Origin of the sequence: Cohnella soli (assembly GCF_042655525.1) — a bacterium.
Taxonomy (GTDB): Bacteria; Bacillota; Bacilli; order Paenibacillales; family Paenibacillaceae; genus Cohnella; species Cohnella soli.
On sequence record NZ_JBHSMI010000002.1, the window covers coordinates 251519 to 269927 of the forward strand.

12 protein-coding genes are annotated in these 18409 nt (G+C 54.1%); 11 read left to right on the plus strand and 1 reads right to left on the minus strand.

Annotated features, from left to right (window positions below; all coding sequences use genetic code 11):
- The first annotated feature begins 105 nt into the window (after nucleotides 1-105).
- The 9 genes from ACFPOF_RS01485 to ACFPOF_RS01525 all read left to right on the plus strand — a co-directional run bounded on the left by ACFPOF_RS01485 (nucleotide 106) and on the right by ACFPOF_RS01525 (nucleotide 9814).
- Entirely contained in the window at nucleotides 106-1794 is a 1689-nt protein-coding gene (locus ACFPOF_RS01485; protein ID WP_378128903.1) for an extracellular solute-binding protein, read from the plus strand.
- 102 nt (nucleotides 1795-1896) lie between these two features.
- A complete protein-coding gene (locus ACFPOF_RS01490) occupies nucleotides 1897-2796 on the plus strand; it encodes an ABC transporter permease (RefSeq protein ID WP_378128905.1) in 900 nt (299 codons plus the stop codon).
- 17 nt (nucleotides 2797-2813) lie between these two features.
- Nucleotides 2814-3698 (plus strand): carbohydrate ABC transporter permease, encoded by an 885-nt coding sequence (locus ACFPOF_RS01495; RefSeq protein WP_378128907.1) that lies wholly within the window; start codon nucleotides 2814-2816, stop codon nucleotides 3696-3698.
- Nucleotides 3695-4888, plus strand: a complete 1194-nt coding sequence (locus ACFPOF_RS01500) for a Gfo/Idh/MocA family protein (RefSeq protein ID WP_378128909.1) — start codon at nucleotides 3695-3697, stop codon at nucleotides 4886-4888. Before ACFPOF_RS01495 ends, ACFPOF_RS01500 begins: the two co-directional genes overlap by 4 nt.
- 15 nt (nucleotides 4889-4903) lie before the next feature.
- A complete protein-coding gene (locus tag ACFPOF_RS01505) occupies nucleotides 4904-6655 on the plus strand; it encodes a glycoside hydrolase family 35 protein (RefSeq protein WP_378128911.1) in 1752 nt (583 codons plus the stop codon).
- Between the two features lie 4 nt (nucleotides 6656-6659).
- Nucleotides 6660-8258 (plus strand): hypothetical protein, encoded by a 1599-nt coding sequence (locus ACFPOF_RS01510; RefSeq protein ID WP_378128913.1) that lies wholly within the window; start codon nucleotides 6660-6662, stop codon nucleotides 8256-8258.
- A 128-nt stretch (nucleotides 8259-8386) separates the two neighbouring features.
- Entirely contained in the window at nucleotides 8387-9169 is a 783-nt protein-coding gene (locus ACFPOF_RS01515; protein ID WP_378128914.1) for a MerR family transcriptional regulator, read from the plus strand.
- A complete protein-coding gene (locus tag ACFPOF_RS01520) occupies nucleotides 9150-9500 on the plus strand; it encodes a DMT family transporter (RefSeq protein WP_378128916.1) in 351 nt (116 codons plus the stop codon). The genes ACFPOF_RS01515 and ACFPOF_RS01520 overlap by 20 nt, the downstream gene beginning before the upstream one ends.
- Nucleotides 9500-9814: a DMT family transporter gene (locus tag ACFPOF_RS01525; protein ID WP_378128918.1), complete on the plus strand. Its 315-nt coding sequence runs from the start codon at nucleotides 9500-9502 to the stop codon at nucleotides 9812-9814. The genes ACFPOF_RS01520 and ACFPOF_RS01525 overlap by 1 nt, the downstream gene beginning before the upstream one ends.
- A 6-nt stretch (nucleotides 9815-9820) precedes the next feature.
- On the opposite strand, the gene ACFPOF_RS01530 is transcribed toward ACFPOF_RS01525, so the two are convergent.
- Nucleotides 9821-10663, minus strand: a complete 843-nt coding sequence (locus ACFPOF_RS01530) for a helix-turn-helix domain-containing protein (RefSeq protein WP_378128920.1) — start codon at nucleotides 10661-10663, stop codon at nucleotides 9821-9823.
- Nucleotides 10664-10806: 143 nt separating this feature from the next.
- Here ACFPOF_RS01530 and ACFPOF_RS01535 point away from each other — a divergent pair, with 143 nt between their 5' ends.
- Together ACFPOF_RS01535 and ACFPOF_RS01540 are read left to right on the plus strand one after the other, a co-directional pair.
- Nucleotides 10807-13830 carry a glycoside hydrolase family 2 TIM barrel-domain containing protein gene (locus tag ACFPOF_RS01535; protein ID WP_378128921.1) on the plus strand — a complete coding sequence of 1008 codons (3024 nt, stop codon included), beginning with the start codon at nucleotides 10807-10809 and terminating at the stop codon, nucleotides 13828-13830.
- Nucleotides 13831-14008: 178 nt separating this feature from the next.
- Nucleotides 14009-18406, plus strand: coding sequence for an S-layer homology domain-containing protein (locus ACFPOF_RS01540; protein WP_378128923.1), 4398 nt, complete (start codon nucleotides 14009-14011; stop codon nucleotides 18404-18406).
- Nucleotides 18407-18409: the final 3 nt, after the last annotated feature.

Sequence of the window (18409 nt, forward strand, 5' to 3'; positions counted from 1 at the left end):
TCAAGGAAAGTAAAAGGATGCCTGTATTTTATATCGTAAGCGCTCTCTATACTTGGTGTTAGCAACAGGCCGCAAGTACTCAAAACATAAAAACGGAGGGTTTAAATGAAAACGAAAGCAAGGAAAAGCATCAGCTCGATCGCGTTAGCAAGCCTTGTCCTTACGATGGTTACGGCATGCAGCGGTAACAACGACGCAGGCAAGTCTGAGGCATCCGCCAGTCCTTCGCCGGCTTCTGGGTCGTCTCCGGCGAGCAGCAGCGCGCAGCCTGAGGAGAAGGCCGATCCGTTCGGCAAGATCGATCCGCCGATCGAAGTGACGGCGGTACGAGCCGCGGCACCGCTGAAGTTCGAGAACGGAGAGACGATCGAAAACAACGGTTGGACGAAGCTCTACGAGAACGAACTGGGGATCAAGATCAAATACCAGTGGATCTCCGATCAGTTCGAGCAGAAGATGAACGTCACTATGGTGTCGGGCAATCTCCCCGATCTGATGCCGTTGACCGGCGGGCAGTTCAAGCGGCTGGCCGAATCGGGCCAGCTGGCCGATCTGTCGGAGGCGCTCGACAAGTACGGCTCGGATGCCGTCAAGGAGATCTATAAGAAGGATGGTGGACTTGGCTTGCAGTCCGCGACCTACGACGGGAAGCTGCTGGCGCTGCCTTGGCTCGGAAGCTATACCGATACTGCGCCGCTGCTGTGGATCCGCACCGATTGGCTGAAGAAGCTGAACCTGCCCGAGCCGAAGAGCATGGAAGACGTCCTGAAAATCGCGGACGCGTTCGTCAACCAAGACCCGGACGGCAACGGCAAGAAAGACACGTACGGCCTGGCGGCAAACAAGGACCTGTTCACTGACCTGTTCGGTCTCGACGGCTTCTTCAACAGCTATCATGCGTATCCGAAAATTTGGATCAAGGACGCCTCCGGCAACATCGCGTACGGCAGCATCCAGCCGGAAATGAAAACGGCGCTGGCCAAGCTGCAAGAGCTTTATAAGTCGGGGGTCATCGACCGCGAATTCGCCGTTAACAACACGGACAAGATCGGCGAGGCGGCCAACGCGGGAAAATTGGGACTAACCTACTCCGTCCATTGGCTGCCACTATACCTGCAAGCCGGCAAAAACCAGGACCCCAATATGGAATGGAAGCCCTACCGGCTCCAGTCGATCGACGATCAGCCTGCGCAGCCGAGGGCCATCTATGCGATCAACACGTACTACGCAGTACGCAAAGGCATGGAGCATCCGGAGGCCCTGGTGAAGCTGATGAACGCTGCCATGCGCATATGGCCTGAGGACAAGTATCCAGTCTCCGAGATCCAGGTGAACGGCGATGTTGAGAAGTGGAAGTATAGATTCGTCCATAACCAGAACCCGACGCAAAACCTGGACGCCTACAAGAGAGTCAACGAAGCCATCGAGAAAAATGACGAGTCGGTACTAGATCCCAACACGGGAGAGCCCAACGTGTACAAAAACGTCAAGGCCTATCTTGGCGGCGATATGAACGGCTGGGGCTATAACGGGGTGTTCGGCGCAGAGGGCTCACAATCGATCTATGCGCAATATGAGAAAGAGAATGCCTATAAAATATCGGAATTTATGGATTCCTCCACGCCGACGATGACGGAAAAGGGTGTGACGCTCGGCAAGATGGAGCTCGACACCTTCACCAAGATCATCATGGGTGGGGCGTCCGTCGATACGTTTGACGAATTCGTAGCCAATTGGAAGAAGCTTGGCGGAGACGAGATTACGAAAGAAGTTGCAGCTTCGATCAACAAATAAGTCGCGGTCGTTCGAAATCCTGCAAATGAAGCCGGGAGAAAAGGGCACTCAAGGCCCTTTCTCTCGCATTTGCTTCAACCGATAGACAGGAGGTTCGTTGGAATGAACTTAAGGAAACGGCTGCGCGAGCTTCCCCTGCATGTCATGCTGCTGCCGGGTGTCGTTATCTTATTCGTTTACTGCTATATCCCAATGGTCGGAATTACGATTGCCTTCCAGAAGTTCGATCCGATCAAAGGATTGTTCGGGTCCGAGTGGATTGGAACGGACAACTTTCGATATGTAATGCAGATGCCGGACATTCTGCAGGTGCTGTGGAATACGGTGTTTATTGCCTCGATGAAAATCGCGGCTGGACTGATCGTCCCGATTATCATCGCGTTACTGCTCAATGAACTGAAGAACGAGTTGGTCAAGAGGGGCATTCAAACCCTGATTTATCTTCCGCACTTTCTGTCCTGGATCATTCTCGGCGGCATTCTGATCGATATATTGTCTCCGTCGCAAGGCATTGTCGCACAATTGTTCAAAGCTGCTGGCCTTAAGCCGATTTTTTTCCTGGGCTCGAATCATTGGTTCCCGTTCGTCATCGTTCTGTCGGATATTTGGAAAGAGTTCGGCTTCGGCACGATCGTGTTTCTGGCAGCGGTCACGGGGATTAATCCCTCTTTATACGAAGCGGCCATCATGGACGGTGCTTCGCGATGGCGCCAGACCTGGCATGTCACGCTGCCCGGCATGATGCCCATTATCGTGCTGATGGCGACATTGAGCTTGGGCAATGTACTGAACGCCGGGTTCGACCAGATTTTTAACTTGTACGGTCCCGTCGTCTATGAGAGCGGAGACATCCTCGATACTTTAATTTATCGGATGGGTCTGATCGACGCGCAGTTCGGCGTAGCGACAGCCATCGGGCTATTGAAGTCAGTCGTATCCACGATGCTGATCTCCGTTTCCTATTACATGGCGTACCGGATCGCCAATTACCGTATTTTCTGAGAAGGGAGGCGGGCGCATTGCATCATCGGCTTTCGTTTGGGCGTAAGGTGTTCGTAACAGGAAATTATATTTTTCTTATTGCCCTTTCCGTCCTTTGTCTGCTTCCGCTCATTCATATGCTGGCTATTTCGTTCAGCTCAAGCTCTGCCGCGGCTGCAGGCCTGATCAAGCTGTGGCCCGTCGATTTTACGCTTGCCTCTTACCGTTACATTTTGAATAAACCAGAGTTCTTCGCCTCCTTTGGCATTACGCTGGAACGGGTGGCGCTGGGGCTCACGATCAACATCGCTCTTTCGATTTTATGCGCCTATCCCTTATCCAAGGAGATCAAAGACTTCAAGTTCCGTACACTCTACGCCTGGTATTTTATCTTTACGATTTTGTTCGGCGGCGGCCTCATCCCCTGGTACATGACGATCAATAAAACCGGGCTGATCGACTCGATCTGGGCGCTTGTTATTCCCGGGGCAGTGCCAGTGTTTAACGTCATCCTGCTACTCAATTTCTTTCGCGGCTTACCGAAGGAAATCGAGGAATCCGCTTTTATAGACGGTGCCGGCCACTGGCGGGTGCTGTGGACCATGTACGTTCCGTTGTCCATGCCTTCACTGGCCACCATCTCTTTATTCACGGTCGTTGGCCATTGGAATGCCTGGTTCGACGGGCTCATTCTGATGAACTTTCCGGAAAATTATCCGTTGTCGACTTATTTGCAGCTGATGGTGATCAACAGCAATCCGATGAAGCTGGACATGGCCAACATCCAGGAATTCGCCGAGATCTCCGACCGGACGACGCGCGCGTCGCAGATTTTCCTGGGCGCCTTGCCCATTTTGATGGTGTACCCGTTTTTGCAAAAGTATTTCGTAAAAGGCATCGTCCTTGGAAGCGTGAAGGGATGATGTCCAAGTTGGGGGAGCTTGGGATGACGCGAGTTGCAGTGATCGGGTACGGTCTTCAAATCAAGAGACTGCTCGGCATTATGAAGCAGCAGGACGATAGCTGCGCGATTGTGGCGATCGCCGATATTCGGAGCGAAGCGATTCGAAGCGAAATGATCGCGGAGGGTGCCGATGTCTCGGGAATTCAGTTCTACGCGGATGCGGACGAGATGCTGGAACATGGTCCGTACGATGGCGTCTGTATCGGCACCCGGTGCTCCTTGCACACGGAGATGGCGGTCAAAGTGCTGGCGAAAGGATGGCCGCTGTACGTAGAGAAACCGATCGCCACGACGATGGACGATCTCATCCGGCTGCGGGATGCTTACGAGCGCTCGGCCAAGCCTCCGGTCGTGGTATCTTTTCCGCTGAGGGTGACGCCGCATGTACAGTTGGTCAAGTCGATCATCGACTCGGGCAAGATCGGCACGGTCGAGCACGTGCAAGCCGTGAACAACGTCACTTACGGCGGCGTTTATTATCACTACTGGTATAGGGACGAGCAGGAAACGCAGGGCATGTTTTTGCAGAAGGCTACGCATGATCTGGACTATATCGGTTATGTATTGGGCACGAATCCCCGGCAGGTTTGCGCGATGACCTCGAAAAGGATCTTTAAGGGCAATAAGCCAGCGGGACTGAAATGCAAGGATTGCGAGGATCAGGACACCTGCCAGGAAAGCCCGCAAAACCTGCGCAAAGCCGGAGAAGTGCCGATTGGCGATTATTGCTGCTTCGCGGTGGACACGGGGAATGAGGACTCGGGCAGCGTGATCATTCAGTACGAGAGCGGCATGCACGTCAATTACTCGCAAAATTTTTTCGTCAGGAAAAAAGCCGGAGCCAGAGGCGCCCGGTTCATGGGATACAAAGGCACGGTTGAATTCGACTGGCATAGCAGCGACGTCAAGGTCTACATGCATCATACGCCCATCGTCGAAACGCACAGCATCGATCTGGCGGCGTTCTCCGGCGGCCATGGCGGCGGAGACGATGCGCTGATCGGCAATTTCATCGACATCATGAAGGGAAGAACGGCTGACTCGATCTCTCCGCTGGACTCGGGACTGCTCAGCGCATTGATCTGCTTAAAAGCGAAGGCGTCTGCGGAAACGGGATCCTTTCAAGCCGTACGCTGGCCGGACAGATAGGAAGGGAAGGGAAATATGACGATTTTCAAGATCGAAGGCGGACAGCTTTGGCTGGATGACAAGCCGTTCCGGATTTTGTCCGGCTCCATCCATTACTTCCGCGTCGTGCCCGAATACTGGGAGGATCGGCTGCGGAAGCTGAAGGCGTGCGGGCTTAATACGGTAGAAACCTATGTGGCTTGGAATGTTCACGAGCCCGACGAAGGCAGGTTCGAGTTTACCGGAATGGCGGATCTGGTTCGTTTTATCGAGATCGCCGATGCGCTGGATCTGCGCGTGATTGTCCGGCCGAGCCCTTATATTTGCGCGGAATGGGATTTTGGTGGGCTGCCGGCCTGGCTGCTTGCCGATCCTGCCATGCGGCTGCGTTGTTATCATCAGCCGTATCTCGATAAAGTGGACCGCTACTACGATCGGCTGATCCCGCTACTGAAGCCGCTGTTGTGCACGAACGGCGGGCCGATTATCGCGATGCAGATCGAGAACGAGTATGGCAGCTACGGAGACGATACGCAGTATTTGCAATATCTCCAACAGGCGTTGCTGGAAAGAGGCGTGGACGTCCCACTGTTCACCTCGGACGGTCCCGTCGACTTCCTGCTGCAGGGCGGCATGGTGCCCGGCGTGCTGGAGACGGTCAATTTCGGCGAGAAGCCTCGGGAAGCGTTCGAGATGCTGCGGCAGTACCAGCCAGATCAGCCGCTCATGTGTACGGAGTTCTGGGACGGAAACTTCGATCATTGGGGAGAAACGCATCATCGGCGGGACGCGAAGGAGATTGCGGAGCTGCTGGACGAGATGCTGGGCCTTGGCGCATCGATCAATCTGTACATGTTCCATGGCGGCACCAACTTCGGCTTCTACAACGGGGCGAATATCATGGACGATGTCTTTCTGCCGGACGTGACCAGCTACGACTATGACGCGCCGTTGAACGAAGCAGGCGATCCCACCGAGAAATATTACGCCATTCGGGAGACGCTCGCCAAGTATACACAGGCCGAACCGCCCGCATTGCCCGAGCCGAGCCGCAAGATGGCATATGGCGATGTGACGATGACGGAGCAGGTTTCCTTGTTCGATTCGCTGGACCGATTGTCATCGCCGCCACAGATGAGGACATGTCCAGAGCCGATGGAGATGCTGGGCCAGGACTACGGCTTCATTCTCTATACGGCACGCCTCTCCGGACCTCGGGAAGAGAACGAGCTCGTCCTTCAGGAGGTTCGCGACCGCGCGCTCGTCTTTTTCGACGGCGTCTATTTGGGAGTGATCGAGCGGGCCGACCGGGAGAAGCGGATTCGGCTTTCGGTTCCGGCAGGCGGGGGAGAGCTGCGCATTCTGGTTGAGAACATGGGTAGAACCAACTTCGGCCCATATCTGTTGGATCGGAAAGGGATTACGGAGGGTGTTCGGTTCGGCAACCAGTATATTTACGGCTGGACCATTCATATGCTTCCGCTGCAGAATCTAAGCGGGTTGGCATACGACGACGAGGTGCGTAAACAGGAGAGTCCGTCCTTTTATAAAGGCGCGTTTGAGGTTCATGAGCCGGCTGACACTTTTCTGGCGTTGAAAGGCTGGGACAAAGGCGTGGCCTACGTGAACGGCTTCAACCTCGGACGGTACTGGCACATCGGTCCGCAGCAGACGTTGTATGTCCCCGCGCCGTTGCTTCGCAAAGGCATGAACGAGCTTGTCCTGTTCGAGCTGCATGGCGCCGCTGAGCCTGTCGCGCGTCTGGTGGACGAAGCCATACTAGGGTGATGAGATGAAACTACACTATTCATTGGATTCAGCGATCGTGCTGGATGCCGATCATGGACCGTTGACGCTCGACATGCTGAAGGAAGCGGGCGTGAACACGATCTGGCTTTACGGTTTTTTCTTCGGGAAGCTCTGGTCTCCCATTGAGGAGATGGTGAAGGCGGCGGACCTGCTGCGGGTTCACGGGTTTGAGGTCGGCGTGATCCAACTGCCGGTCGGGCATCCGGGCAACGGGCTTAACCCCGATGACGACTCGCTCGACCTGCGCCTGCCCGCGCATTGGTCCTATCGGCTGGATCATGAAGGCCTGCCCGTCTATTATTGCGCGGCGATCGAGGACGCCATGATCGAGGATAATGTCCGATCAGTCCGGGAATTGAAGGCGGCGGGCTTCACTCAGTTTTTCATTGACGACGATCTGCGTTCGGGATTATGGGGAGAGCGCATGAGCGGGTGCTTCAGCGATAGGGCGATCGCCGGGTTCAACGCGGCTTATGCGCGGAATGTTGACCGGGCGGCGCTCGTCAGGGCGAGGGACGACGCAAGCGATCAGACGCTGGTCAAGGAATGGATCGCTTATCAATGCGAGCAATTAACCGGCTTCATGGCGTCCATGGCTGATAAGGATGTCCGTGTTGGCCTGATGGTGATGCACCTGGGCGACGAGCGCCAAGGCATCGACATCGCGGCAGTTAAGAAGAGGATCCCAGACTGTCTGTTTCGCGTAGGGGAGTTTCACTTCGACGACCGCACCTTCGGCACGGCGGAGGGCAAAGCGAGCGAGTGGTTTAGCATGATCTATCATCTGGATGCGATGGGCAGGGAGTATGCTTTCAGCGAGACGACCGTTTTTCCCGCCAAGGCGCTAAGTCCGGACAACCTGATCTTCAAAGCGAGGCTGGCGCTGATCGCCGGCATCCCCAATCTGCTGCTCATGAGCGGAACATGGCTGATCACGGAGGAATACTGGCGGCTTCTCGCATCGGAACTGCCGGAGCTGAAAGCGCTGGAGGAGCGCTGCGCACGATCGGAGCGGGATAGCCCGATTCATGTGGCCTACGGCACCAGCTGGCATGCGGAGGCGATACAGCCGTATACGCTTCCGATCCTCGCAGGGTTGCCAGTGAGGCCAGTGCGCGCAGGCTTTGAGGACGGTCCGGATTCCGGAGACGCTCCGGAGTTCGAAGGCGCGGATTGTTTGCTGTTTGTCGGAGACTACGAAGTGACACCCGAATGGGAGCGGCGGTTCGTTCATTACGGAACGGTGCTAATGGACCAGACCGCCTATCGACGGAACCGGCAGAAACTTGAGGCACTGGGCGGGAGCAATGTCGAGGTGCTGGATTATGCCGCCGGCGAATTGCCGGCGGCAGTTGAGATCGAGAGGCTGCGCAGCAAGCTGCTGGCAGGCGGGCCGGTCGCCTATCCGATGCTGACTACGGGCAGCAATATCTTGCTGATCTGGCATAGGGAGGCGGCCAGAGTCCTGCTGGTCAATCTGGCGGAACAGCCGACTGCAGGGACGCTAGTGTATAAAGGGAAAGAGTGCGAGATCCAGATGAAGCCCTTGGAAATCATGGATCTGTCTCTAAAGCAAATTTGAAGAAGTAATCAGACAGAAAGCGCTCTGATCGCCATGAACCGGCTGTCGGGGCGTTTTTTTGCGCATTCACTTGACTCTCTCGTATACGTGAGACTATATACTTGTGTTGAAGAGGAGGCGCGCACATCATGTACAGTATCGGGCAACTGTCGAGGAAGACGCACATATCCATCCGAACGTTGAGGTACTATGACGAGATCGGGCTGTTGAAGCCGGCGGAAGTAGCGGAGTCGGGCTATCGTTATTACTCCAATGAAGAGATCAAAGTTCTGCGACATATTACGGCTCTGAAAGAGTTAGGCTTTACCCTCTCTTCCATTAAGGAACTGCTTTCCGTGGAGAAAGGCTCGCAGGATTCCCGTTGGAAATCTTATTTGGACTTTGAACTGGCGACCATTGCGGAAGAGAAAAAACGACTGAACGAGATGGAGATGCTGCTGCACACGACTCGTCATGCATTCGAAATGAAAGGCCACGTCGAATCCGAAGATATTTTTATGTTTATTCGAGCGTTGCGGTCTTCATCCGACACGAGTGACAAGTTTCTGGCGCAACATTTTACGGAACGTGAAATTGAAATTATTAAAGGTTTGCCGGACCTCAGCGCGAACGATCCCCGAAGCATGGAGTGGGCGCAACTGATTCGGCAGGTGAAGGAGCATATGCATGAACCGCCTTCCTCGCCGATTTCCCAACACCTCGCCGCGCAGATTGTAGCCGTGTCGATGGAGTGGTTTCAACAGGATGAGGCGCTAATCGATAAGTATTGGTCTATGATTCGCCCGGAAGAAGGCGAGGAGACGAAAGTGTACGGTATGGATGCCGACGTGATGGCTTACATTGATCGCATTGTCGACTGGCACTTACAGTACGTACAGGAGGGTAACGGCAATGACGGAAAAAATGGATAAACGGATAAGCGAGTCGAAGGCGTGGGGTTATGTCGTCATCGGCGGGTTGTTGGAAATTGTGTGGGCGAGCGGCTTCAAATATGAGGCGATTCCCCCTATTGTTGTTCTGATCGCTCTATTAACCAGCTTTGATCTGATCATTCGTGCCGCCAAGACGTTGCCGATCGGTACGGTGTATGCCGTGTTTGCCGGGATGGGCACGCTCGGGACGACAATCGTGGAAATCGTATGGTCCGGCGGAGAAGTCAGCGGATTGCGAATCGTCTTTATTTTGACATTGCTCGCCTGTATTATCGGTCTGAAATTGTCCAGCAAAGGCAGTGAGACGTAATGGATTGGTTGTATTTGATTACGGCGGGGCTATTGGAAGTGATCGGGGTCATCGGGCTGAAACGCGTTGCGCAAAAGAATAACTGGACGAATAACCTCATTCTGATTGGCGGGTTTCTTCTAAGCTTTAATTTGCTTATCAAAGCGATGAATACGATACCGCTCGCGACCGCTTATGCGGTATGGACGGGGATTGGCACGGTCGGTGCGGCGATCGTCGGCATGCTCTTTTTCCGGGAGTCGAGAAGCTGGCTGCGAATGGGGTGCATCCTTGGCGTCATTTTCTCTGTTGTCGGATTAAAGCTTGTCGGCTAAAGGACTTTACTCTTCGTCGCGCGCTTTGAGCCGCTTTCTGTACTCGCCCGGCACTAAGCCGTATGCGCGGTGGAATTCGCGGGTAAAGTAGGTTGGGTCCATACCGACGCGACGAGCGACCTGACCGATGGAAATACTCTCGTCCATCTCTAGAATTAGCTGTCCTGCCGTCAGCCGAACGCGACGCAAATATTGCAAGGGCGTCGTCTTGAACGTTTGCAGAAACAAGCGTGTCAGTTGCTTCTGCGAATAGCCGACCTGCTCGGCCAGATGGGCCATGCTGATGTCCAAGTGCATGTAGTCCTGAAGATATTTCGCCGCTTTAAGGACGATTGTCGAGCGCGACGCTCCGGGAGTTGGACGTAGCAAGGCGCTCGGGTCCGAGCTGTCTGCCGATTGCTTGCGAAACTCCGTTAGGAACGACAAAAGCAATTCGGACGCCGCCCATGCATCGTAGTGGGGCCCTGAATGGTGCCAGATGCGCTCTAACAGTTCGAGCAAACGATGAGTAGAGCGAATCGGAAGGACAGATGGGGTGTCTGTAAACCCCCATGAAGCTCTGGCGCTCTCCGAACCATGGAACGACACGAAAGCGACAAGCCAGTCGCCGTTGATCAGCGGAGCATATTCGCTCGGACATCCGGCAGGAATGTACATCACGGTATGGTCAGTGATAATGTCCCAATTGTTCTGTCCGAACAAATGCAATCTTCCTTTGCCCGACACTGTGATCAACAATTGGTGGGCGGAGAACCCCTCCAGGCGGCTCATCTCTTCCTGCTGGCCCACGCCAGCCGTATACACAGTAAACGGAACAGCAATTTCCTCAGTCGATAAATTCGAACGCAAGCTTAGCTCCAGATTGACTCCCTCCTCAAAATGTCCATTTTGTACGAAAGTGTGTCCATTCCGAAAGTTGTTTGACCCAGTATAGCACAATCTATAATGGAAATAGGCAAGCTATCGAACCTATTGAAAGGAAGATTGCGCTTATGAGTGCTATCACAAAATATTGGGAAGACCTTTCCGTTCTGCAAGTGAACCGCGAGCCGGCCAGAGCGCACTATGTTCCTTATGCCGACAAGAGCTCGGCCGCAGCTGGCAAGCGAGGCAATTCGCCCTTCTACGGCACGTTAAACGGGAGCTGGAAGTTCCGTTACTATGACAGCGTACAGGATGTGCCGGAAGGTTTCTATGAAGAAGGAGCCGACCGTTCGGAGTGGGACGAGCTGCTCGTTCCGTCCTGCTGGCAAGTGAATGGATACGACCAGCTTCAATATACGAATATCAATTACCCGATCCCTTGCGACCCGCCTTACGTGCCGGACCGCAATCCGGCAGGGCTGTATGCAAGAGAATTCGAGGTTCCGGAACAGTGGGCGGATAAAGACAAATACATCGTGTTCGAGGGAGTGAATTCCTGCTTCTACGTATGGGTCAACGGGAGTTTCGTAGGATACAGCCAGGGCAGCCGCGTTCCGGCGGAGTTTCGGCTTACCGGCTTGAGGAGCGGAATTAACCGAATCGCTGTCATGGTGCTGAAATGGTGCGACGGCACATATTTGGAAGACCAGGACGCTTGGCGTTACTCCGGTATTTTCCGGGACGTCATCTTGCTGGCCAGAGACCGGGAGCATGTGCGCGATGTATTCCTGAAGCAGGAGTTCGCGGACAATTTCAGCTCGGCCAATCTCGCGATTGAAGTGGAAGCGGTGGGTGACGTCCGGTTATCTGCCGTTTTAACGGATGCAGATGGCGTGCAGGTGGCTTCCGGAGAAGCATTGGTCTCGGGCGAAGGGACGATTAAGCTAGCTGTAGACCGTCCGGTGTTGTGGAACGCCGAGCAGCCTTATCTGTACCGTCTATACTTGCAAGCCGGAGAAGAGACGTTATATTTTCCGGTAGGGTTCCGCAAAGTGGACGTCGCAGACGGGGTTTTCCGTATCAACGGACAGGCGGTCAAGCTCAAAGGCGTTAACCGCCACGACTCTCATCCCTCGTTGGGGCAGACGATTCCGATCAATCACATGATCCGGGATTTAAAGCTGATGAAGCGGCACAATGTAAACACGATCCGCACATCCCATTATCCGAACGATCCGCGTTTTCTTGATTTGTGCGACGAGTTCGGGTTCTATGTGATCGATGAGGCGGATCTGGAGTGCCACGGCATCGGCAGTGGAGATAACGCGATCGATAACGAGATTCACCGTTTAACGAATGACCCCACATGGCATGATGCTTTCCTTGATCGGGCAGTGCGTATGGTCGAGCGGGACAAAAACCACGCGTCCGTCATCATCTGGTCGATGGGCAACGAATCAGGCTACGGTGACAACCATATCGCGATGCAGGAATGGACAAGAACCCGCGACACCTCGCGACTGGTCCATAATGAAGGCGGAGCTCCGCACAATAAAGGAAGCGCGAATACGGAAAGCCTGGATATGCTAAGCAGAATGTACGCATCCCCGGCCGATCTTGAAGCGTATGCGCAAGATCCTGCGAATGTGGAACCCTTTTTCCTATGCGAGTACAGCCACGCGATGGGCAACGGTCCCGGCGATCTGCATGATTATTGGGAGATCATCTACCGTTATCCGAAGCTGATGGGCGGCTGCGTGTGGGAATGGACCGATCATGGGATCGCCGTGGAGTCGCCTAAGGGTGAACGTTATTTTGCTTACGGTGGGGACTTCGGCGACAAGCCGAACGACGGCAACTTCTGTATCGATGGGCTTGTTACTCCGGATCGGAGACCGCATACGGGGCTGCTGGAGCTGAAGCAGGTTGTCGCGCCGGTGAAAATTGTCCGGTCAGCATCTGCGGAAGGGGCATATGAAGTTCAGAACTTGTACGATTTCACGGATTTATCCCGCATTTATATCCAATGGAAGTTGGAAGAAGGCGGGAAGATCGTACGCCAAGGGACGATCTGGCAGCTTAAGGCCGGCCCTCACCAGGCACAACTTATCAAGCTAGAGCTCGAAGATGCCGCTGCATCCACTGCGCGATTGCTGACGTTCTCTGTTCGGACGAAAGAGGAATCGTCGTGGGCGGAAGCCGGATATGAGCTGACATTTGCTCAATTCGAGCTTGGAGCTAGTCAGCCGAAACCGGCGGCTTCTGCGGTTGTCGCCGCTTCGCCTCTCCGCGCTCGCGTTTCCGGGTCAGAGCTCCTGCTGCAGGGCGGACATTTCCGTTACTCGTTCGATCTGGCCGGCGGAACATTCAACAGTCTGAAGAAACATGGTGTGGAGATGTTGGCTGCTCCTGCGCGCTTCGCCATCTGGAGGGCGCCGATCGACAACGATATGCATGTGAAAAGGCTGTGGATCGAGGAAGGTTACGACCGCACGCAAATGAAAGTGTATGCATGCGAGTGGCGACAACGGGATGAAGGAACGGTCGAGATTGACGTGCGGTTTTCGCTTGGCAGCCATACCCAGCGTCCTGTATTGAACGGAGAGGTAACATGGACGATTGACGGCTCCGGGCAAATCAAGCTTGCGGTGCAGGCTCGGGTCCGCGAAGGACTTCCGTATTTGCCGCGATTCGGCTTGCAGTTAACGATGCCGCGAGGTAACGAAGAAGTCGAGTATGCGGGTTACGGCCCGCATGAAAGCTATATCGACAAACGTCGCAGCGTGAAAAAGGGTCATTATTTGCTGACGGTGGATGAGATGTTCGAATCCTACATTTATCCGCAGGAGAACGGGTCCAGATACGATACGGAGTGGGCGATCGTGTCCAACGAGCAAGGTATGGGACTTCGTTTCGACAGCAATCTTCCGTTCTCGTTCGGAGCCTCTCATTATTCCGTAGAGGAACTGACACGCGCCACTCATGCGCATCTGCTCCAGAAAAGTGCGGAAACTATCGTTCATCTCGACTATCGGATGAGCGGCGTCGGCTCGAACTCCTGCGGTCCGGAGTTGGCGGAGCAATATCGGTTTAACGAGCGGGAATTTGCATTCGAGATGAAGATCAAGCCTGTGTTTAAGGAAGATGAGTAAGTTGGACGAAATTGAATGATTTTAATCCAAAGCGAGGCCGAGCGTAACTGCTCCCTCGCTTTTTTGCATGCCGAATCGCGTCTTGGACGAGCCAAAGTACACAAATGTATACGGAATGTAAACACAAGTATATCGAAGCGGGAAATACGCCTCCTTATAATGAAGGTGCCGCGATTAAATGGAGCATCTGGGGGTTCTGACCTTGCAGGGGCGTTGCGGCAGCACGATTACGATGGGAGGAAGTATAGTGCATCTGATCAAAAGAGTTGCTTTTTTTACGATTTTTGTTACCGCTTTCATTTTGGTTACCGTCCAATCGGACAGGTCGAGCGCCGCAGCGGGCAACTTGGCACTGGGGAAGACGGCAGTTTCTTCGTCGAATGAGGTGGATTTTCTCGGACCTGAGCTAGCGGTAGATGGTAAACCCAATACCCGGTGGTCATCGGATCGAACGGACGACCAGTGGCTTTATGTCAATCTGGGTGAGGTCAAAACGGTCGGCAGGGTCGTCATCAACTGGCAGACGCCTGCGGAAAAGTATCAAATTCTCGTAACTAGCGATGTCGATATCGCTGGCAATCCGACGAACTGGCGGAACGTATTTGCGGACAATCGTGTGCTGATCGCCGCTGCAAAGGGTGCAGACACGATTGACTTCGAGCAAACTCAGGCGCAATACGTCAAGGTTCAAGGCGTTAAGCGCCGTCCGATCGAGGGAGTTACTTACGGGTATTCCTTGTGGGAATTCGAAGTGTACGAAGGCAGGACGCTGCTGCCGCCAATGATGGATGCGGCCAAGAGCAGCATCGCCATCTCCGAAGGCGATACGCAATTGAATCTGCCTTCCGTGCCGGCGGGATATACGTTGACGCTCGTGAATACCGACAGCTTGCCGGTGATCGATGCCTCAGGAAATATTCATGCACCGCTTGTCGATACGCAGGTTCAGTTGCTGCTGAAGCTGCAAAGCGACAGCGATCCGACCTACTTTATGACGGACAACGCGCTAGTGACGGTGCCCGGTCTGCACAAGCAAACGAGCGAACTTAATCCCGAGCCGCGCATCATTCCTTCTTTGCGCGAATGGTGGGGTGGTACTGGCGAGCTTCATTTGACGGAAAGCTCGCGAATTGTGGTGAAAGCGGCGGATGAAGCAGCGCTGAGTCAAACGGCCGACATTTTGAAGAAGGATTTGCTGGATTTAACGAAGCTGTCGTTGCCAGTGACAACCGGCACTCCGCAAGACGGGGACATTTATTTGGAGCTGGACAGTGACCATTCAGTATTAGGGGCCGAAGGTTATGAGCTGAATATCGACAACTTTGCGTCAATCGCCTCCTCCGGTAAGACGGGGGTCATGTACGGCACAAGAACGATACTGCAAATGCTCGAGCACGCATCCGATCATAAGACGATGCCGAAGGGCCAAACGCGGGACTATCCGAAGTATGCCGACCGCGGCTTTATGCTTGACGTAGCTCGCAAGTTTTATACGATTGAATTTTTGCAAGATTACGTGAAGTTGATGTCCTACTACAAGATGAATCGGTTCCAGATTCACTTGAACGACGATATCGCAGGCATCGGGAAGTTCCGTCTGGAGAGTAAAAAGTTCCCTGGCATTACAAGCAAGGACCACTATACGAAGGAGCAATTCAGAGATTTGCAATTGCTGGGTATGGAGTACGGCGTCAACGTCGTACCGGAAATCGACACGCCGGGGCACTCCGGTGCTTTCATCGCCTACGATTCGCGACTGGGCACGAACAATCAACTCGATGTCACGCGCGCGGAGACGATCTCCTTTATCAAAGCGTTATTCGATGAATATTTGGACGTCACAGATCCGACAGATCCAACATTCGTTGGACCGACATTCATTGGCCCGGATGTGCATGTGGGGACGGATGAATATTTCGGTAGCAACAAAGAAGCTTTCCGTAGCTATACGGACATGCTCATCAAGTACATTAAGAGCAAGGACAAGAACGCGCGCCTGTGGGGCAGCTTGACCGCATATGACGGCACGACGTCGATTAGCAACGACGCGACGATGGATATATGGTATCAGCCGTATGGAAGCACCAAGCAAGCCGTCGAGCTCGGATACAAGATCGTGAACACCAGTAATAATTTGCTCTATATCGTTCCGCAGGTATCCAATTATTTGAATTTTGCTCTCATTTACAATACTTGGGAGCCGAACGACTGGTTTGATTATAGGCTCCCTTATGGGCACCCGAGCTTAAAAGGCGGAATGTTCGCGCTCTGGAACGACATCTCCGTAGAGAAAGGCGTCTCGATGGCGGATACGCATCAGCGGATTTTGCCTTCCATGCAGGTGGTGGCGGAGAAGTTGTGGAAAGGCAACCGCAGCGACAAGAATTTTGCCAGCTTCCAGGCCAATGCCGCCCAGTATATGGATCCGCCTAATGTTCACCTGTCGCATAAGCTTCAAGTCAACAATCCGAACCATCTCGTACTCAACTACACGTTCGATAACGGATTTGTGGACGGTTCGGGCAACGGCTTTGATGGTCATGCAGTAAACGTGGATTCGGTCAAAGGCATGTTCGGGAAGGCGGCGAAGCTTAACGGCGGATCCAGCTACATTGGCACGCCGCTGCGTACGCTCGGGTTCGGATGGACGCTGTCGATGTGGATCAAGCCGGATGCAGACAGCCCGCAAGGAACCGTTCTGCTGGAATCCCCGGATGGGCAGTTGAAATACAACGTCGGGGGCAGCGGCAAAATCGCCATCGCGAAGGAAGACTACTTAAGCGAATTCAATTACGTGCTGCCGACCGACCGTTGGACGCATGTGGTCATGACTGGCGACGATATGAGCACATCGATCTTTATTAACGGCAGTGAGTATACGGCTACGTTGAAGGACGGAACCAGACTGGAAACATTCGTTCTGCCGGTGGCGAAAATCGGCAGCACGACGAACGCATTCAAAGGTTTGATAGACGATGTCGCCATATGGAACAATTACGTAGATTTAAAAGGCAACCTGGCGCTGAGTAAGCAGGCGGAATCTTCTCAGCCGGAATCCTCGTCCTTCACGGCGGACAAAGCGGTTGACGGTAGAGGAGACACGAGGTGGTCCAGCGATTGGGTCGACGATACATGGTTCATGGTCGACTTGGGTGAAGTGAAGAACATCGATACGGTATCGATTTCGTGGCAGACGGCTTACGGCTCGAAGTATCGCATTTTCGTATCCGAAAACAAGGTGGACTGGACGAACGTCGTGAAGGACAACGGCGGCGATATTATCGGCAAGTCGGGACGCGTCGTCACGACGTTCCCAAGCACGCCGGCCAGATACGTGAAGTTTGTAGGTGTCACGCGGGCAACGATGTTCGGCTACTCCTTCGAAGAGTTCGAAGTATATGGCGAGCAATACAAGCTTGGCAATGTTCGACCGATTATCGATTTGCTGAAAGCGATCGAGACTGACGACCTTAAGGAAGCCAACTACTCGGCAGAGGGCTGGTCGCAGCTGAAGGATGCGATGGCGCAGTCGATTGTGAAAATTCAAAACGCGCAACTGTCCCGGCCGGAGGCCGACCAAATGTATGCCGCGCTTAGCAAGGCGCGCGATCGCCTGACGATTGAAGACGCGCTGGGTCTCATCCAGCTTAACGTGAGCGGAAGCGTCTCTACCAACATTTATCTTCCGCAAAAAGGGCAATTGGGTACGCGCATTGTCTGGAGCAGCTCGAAGCCGGATTACTTGAATGCCAACGGTCAGTTGTTGAAGCGTCCGTCCAGCGGGCAGGCCGATATGGAGGTCGTACTGACCGCTTCGATCAACAAAGGCGAAGTTACCGCGACGAAAACGTTCACGGTCAAAATCAAAGCGTTAGCTGGCGGAACGCCATGGTATCCGACTCCGGTTACGCCGAATCCGGGTGAGCAAGGCGGCGGAGATCAGGGCAACGGCAATGGTAACGGAAACAGCAACGGAAACGGCAGCGGCACGGGAAGTGGATCGGGTACCGGCGGATCGACGGTCAAGTTAAATGATATTGCCGGCCATTGGGCGAAAGCATCGATCGAACGGGCTGTCGAACTCGGATTTATTTCCGGTTATGCCGATGGGGCATTCAAACCGAACAAGACGGTAAGTCGAGATGAGTTTGTAGCGATGCTGGTCAGAGCGTTGAAGCTGCAAAGCACGGGCAGCTCGCTTGACTTCGCGGACACGGGATCGATTCAGGATTGGGCGAAGCCGTATATTGCGCAGGCGCTCGACTCCGGCTTAGTTAGCGGTTACGCGGATGGCACATTCCGTCCGAAAGCTTCGATTAGCCGCATGGAGCTTGCTGCCATGATTGTTCGCGGTCTGGGTCTGAAGCCTGCGGCGGGAGCTGAGCTTTCTTATGCGGATGCCGGACAAATTCCGGCTTGGGCGAGACCGTATGTGGCTGCGGCAAGCAATGCGGGGCTTATGAGCGGACGCGGAGACAACCGGTTCGCGCCGGACGCTCCGGCAACGCGGGCCGAGGCGGCCATCGTCATTCTGAATTTGCTCGATGCGCGCGCGAAAAATGCGTCGCAGCAATAAGAC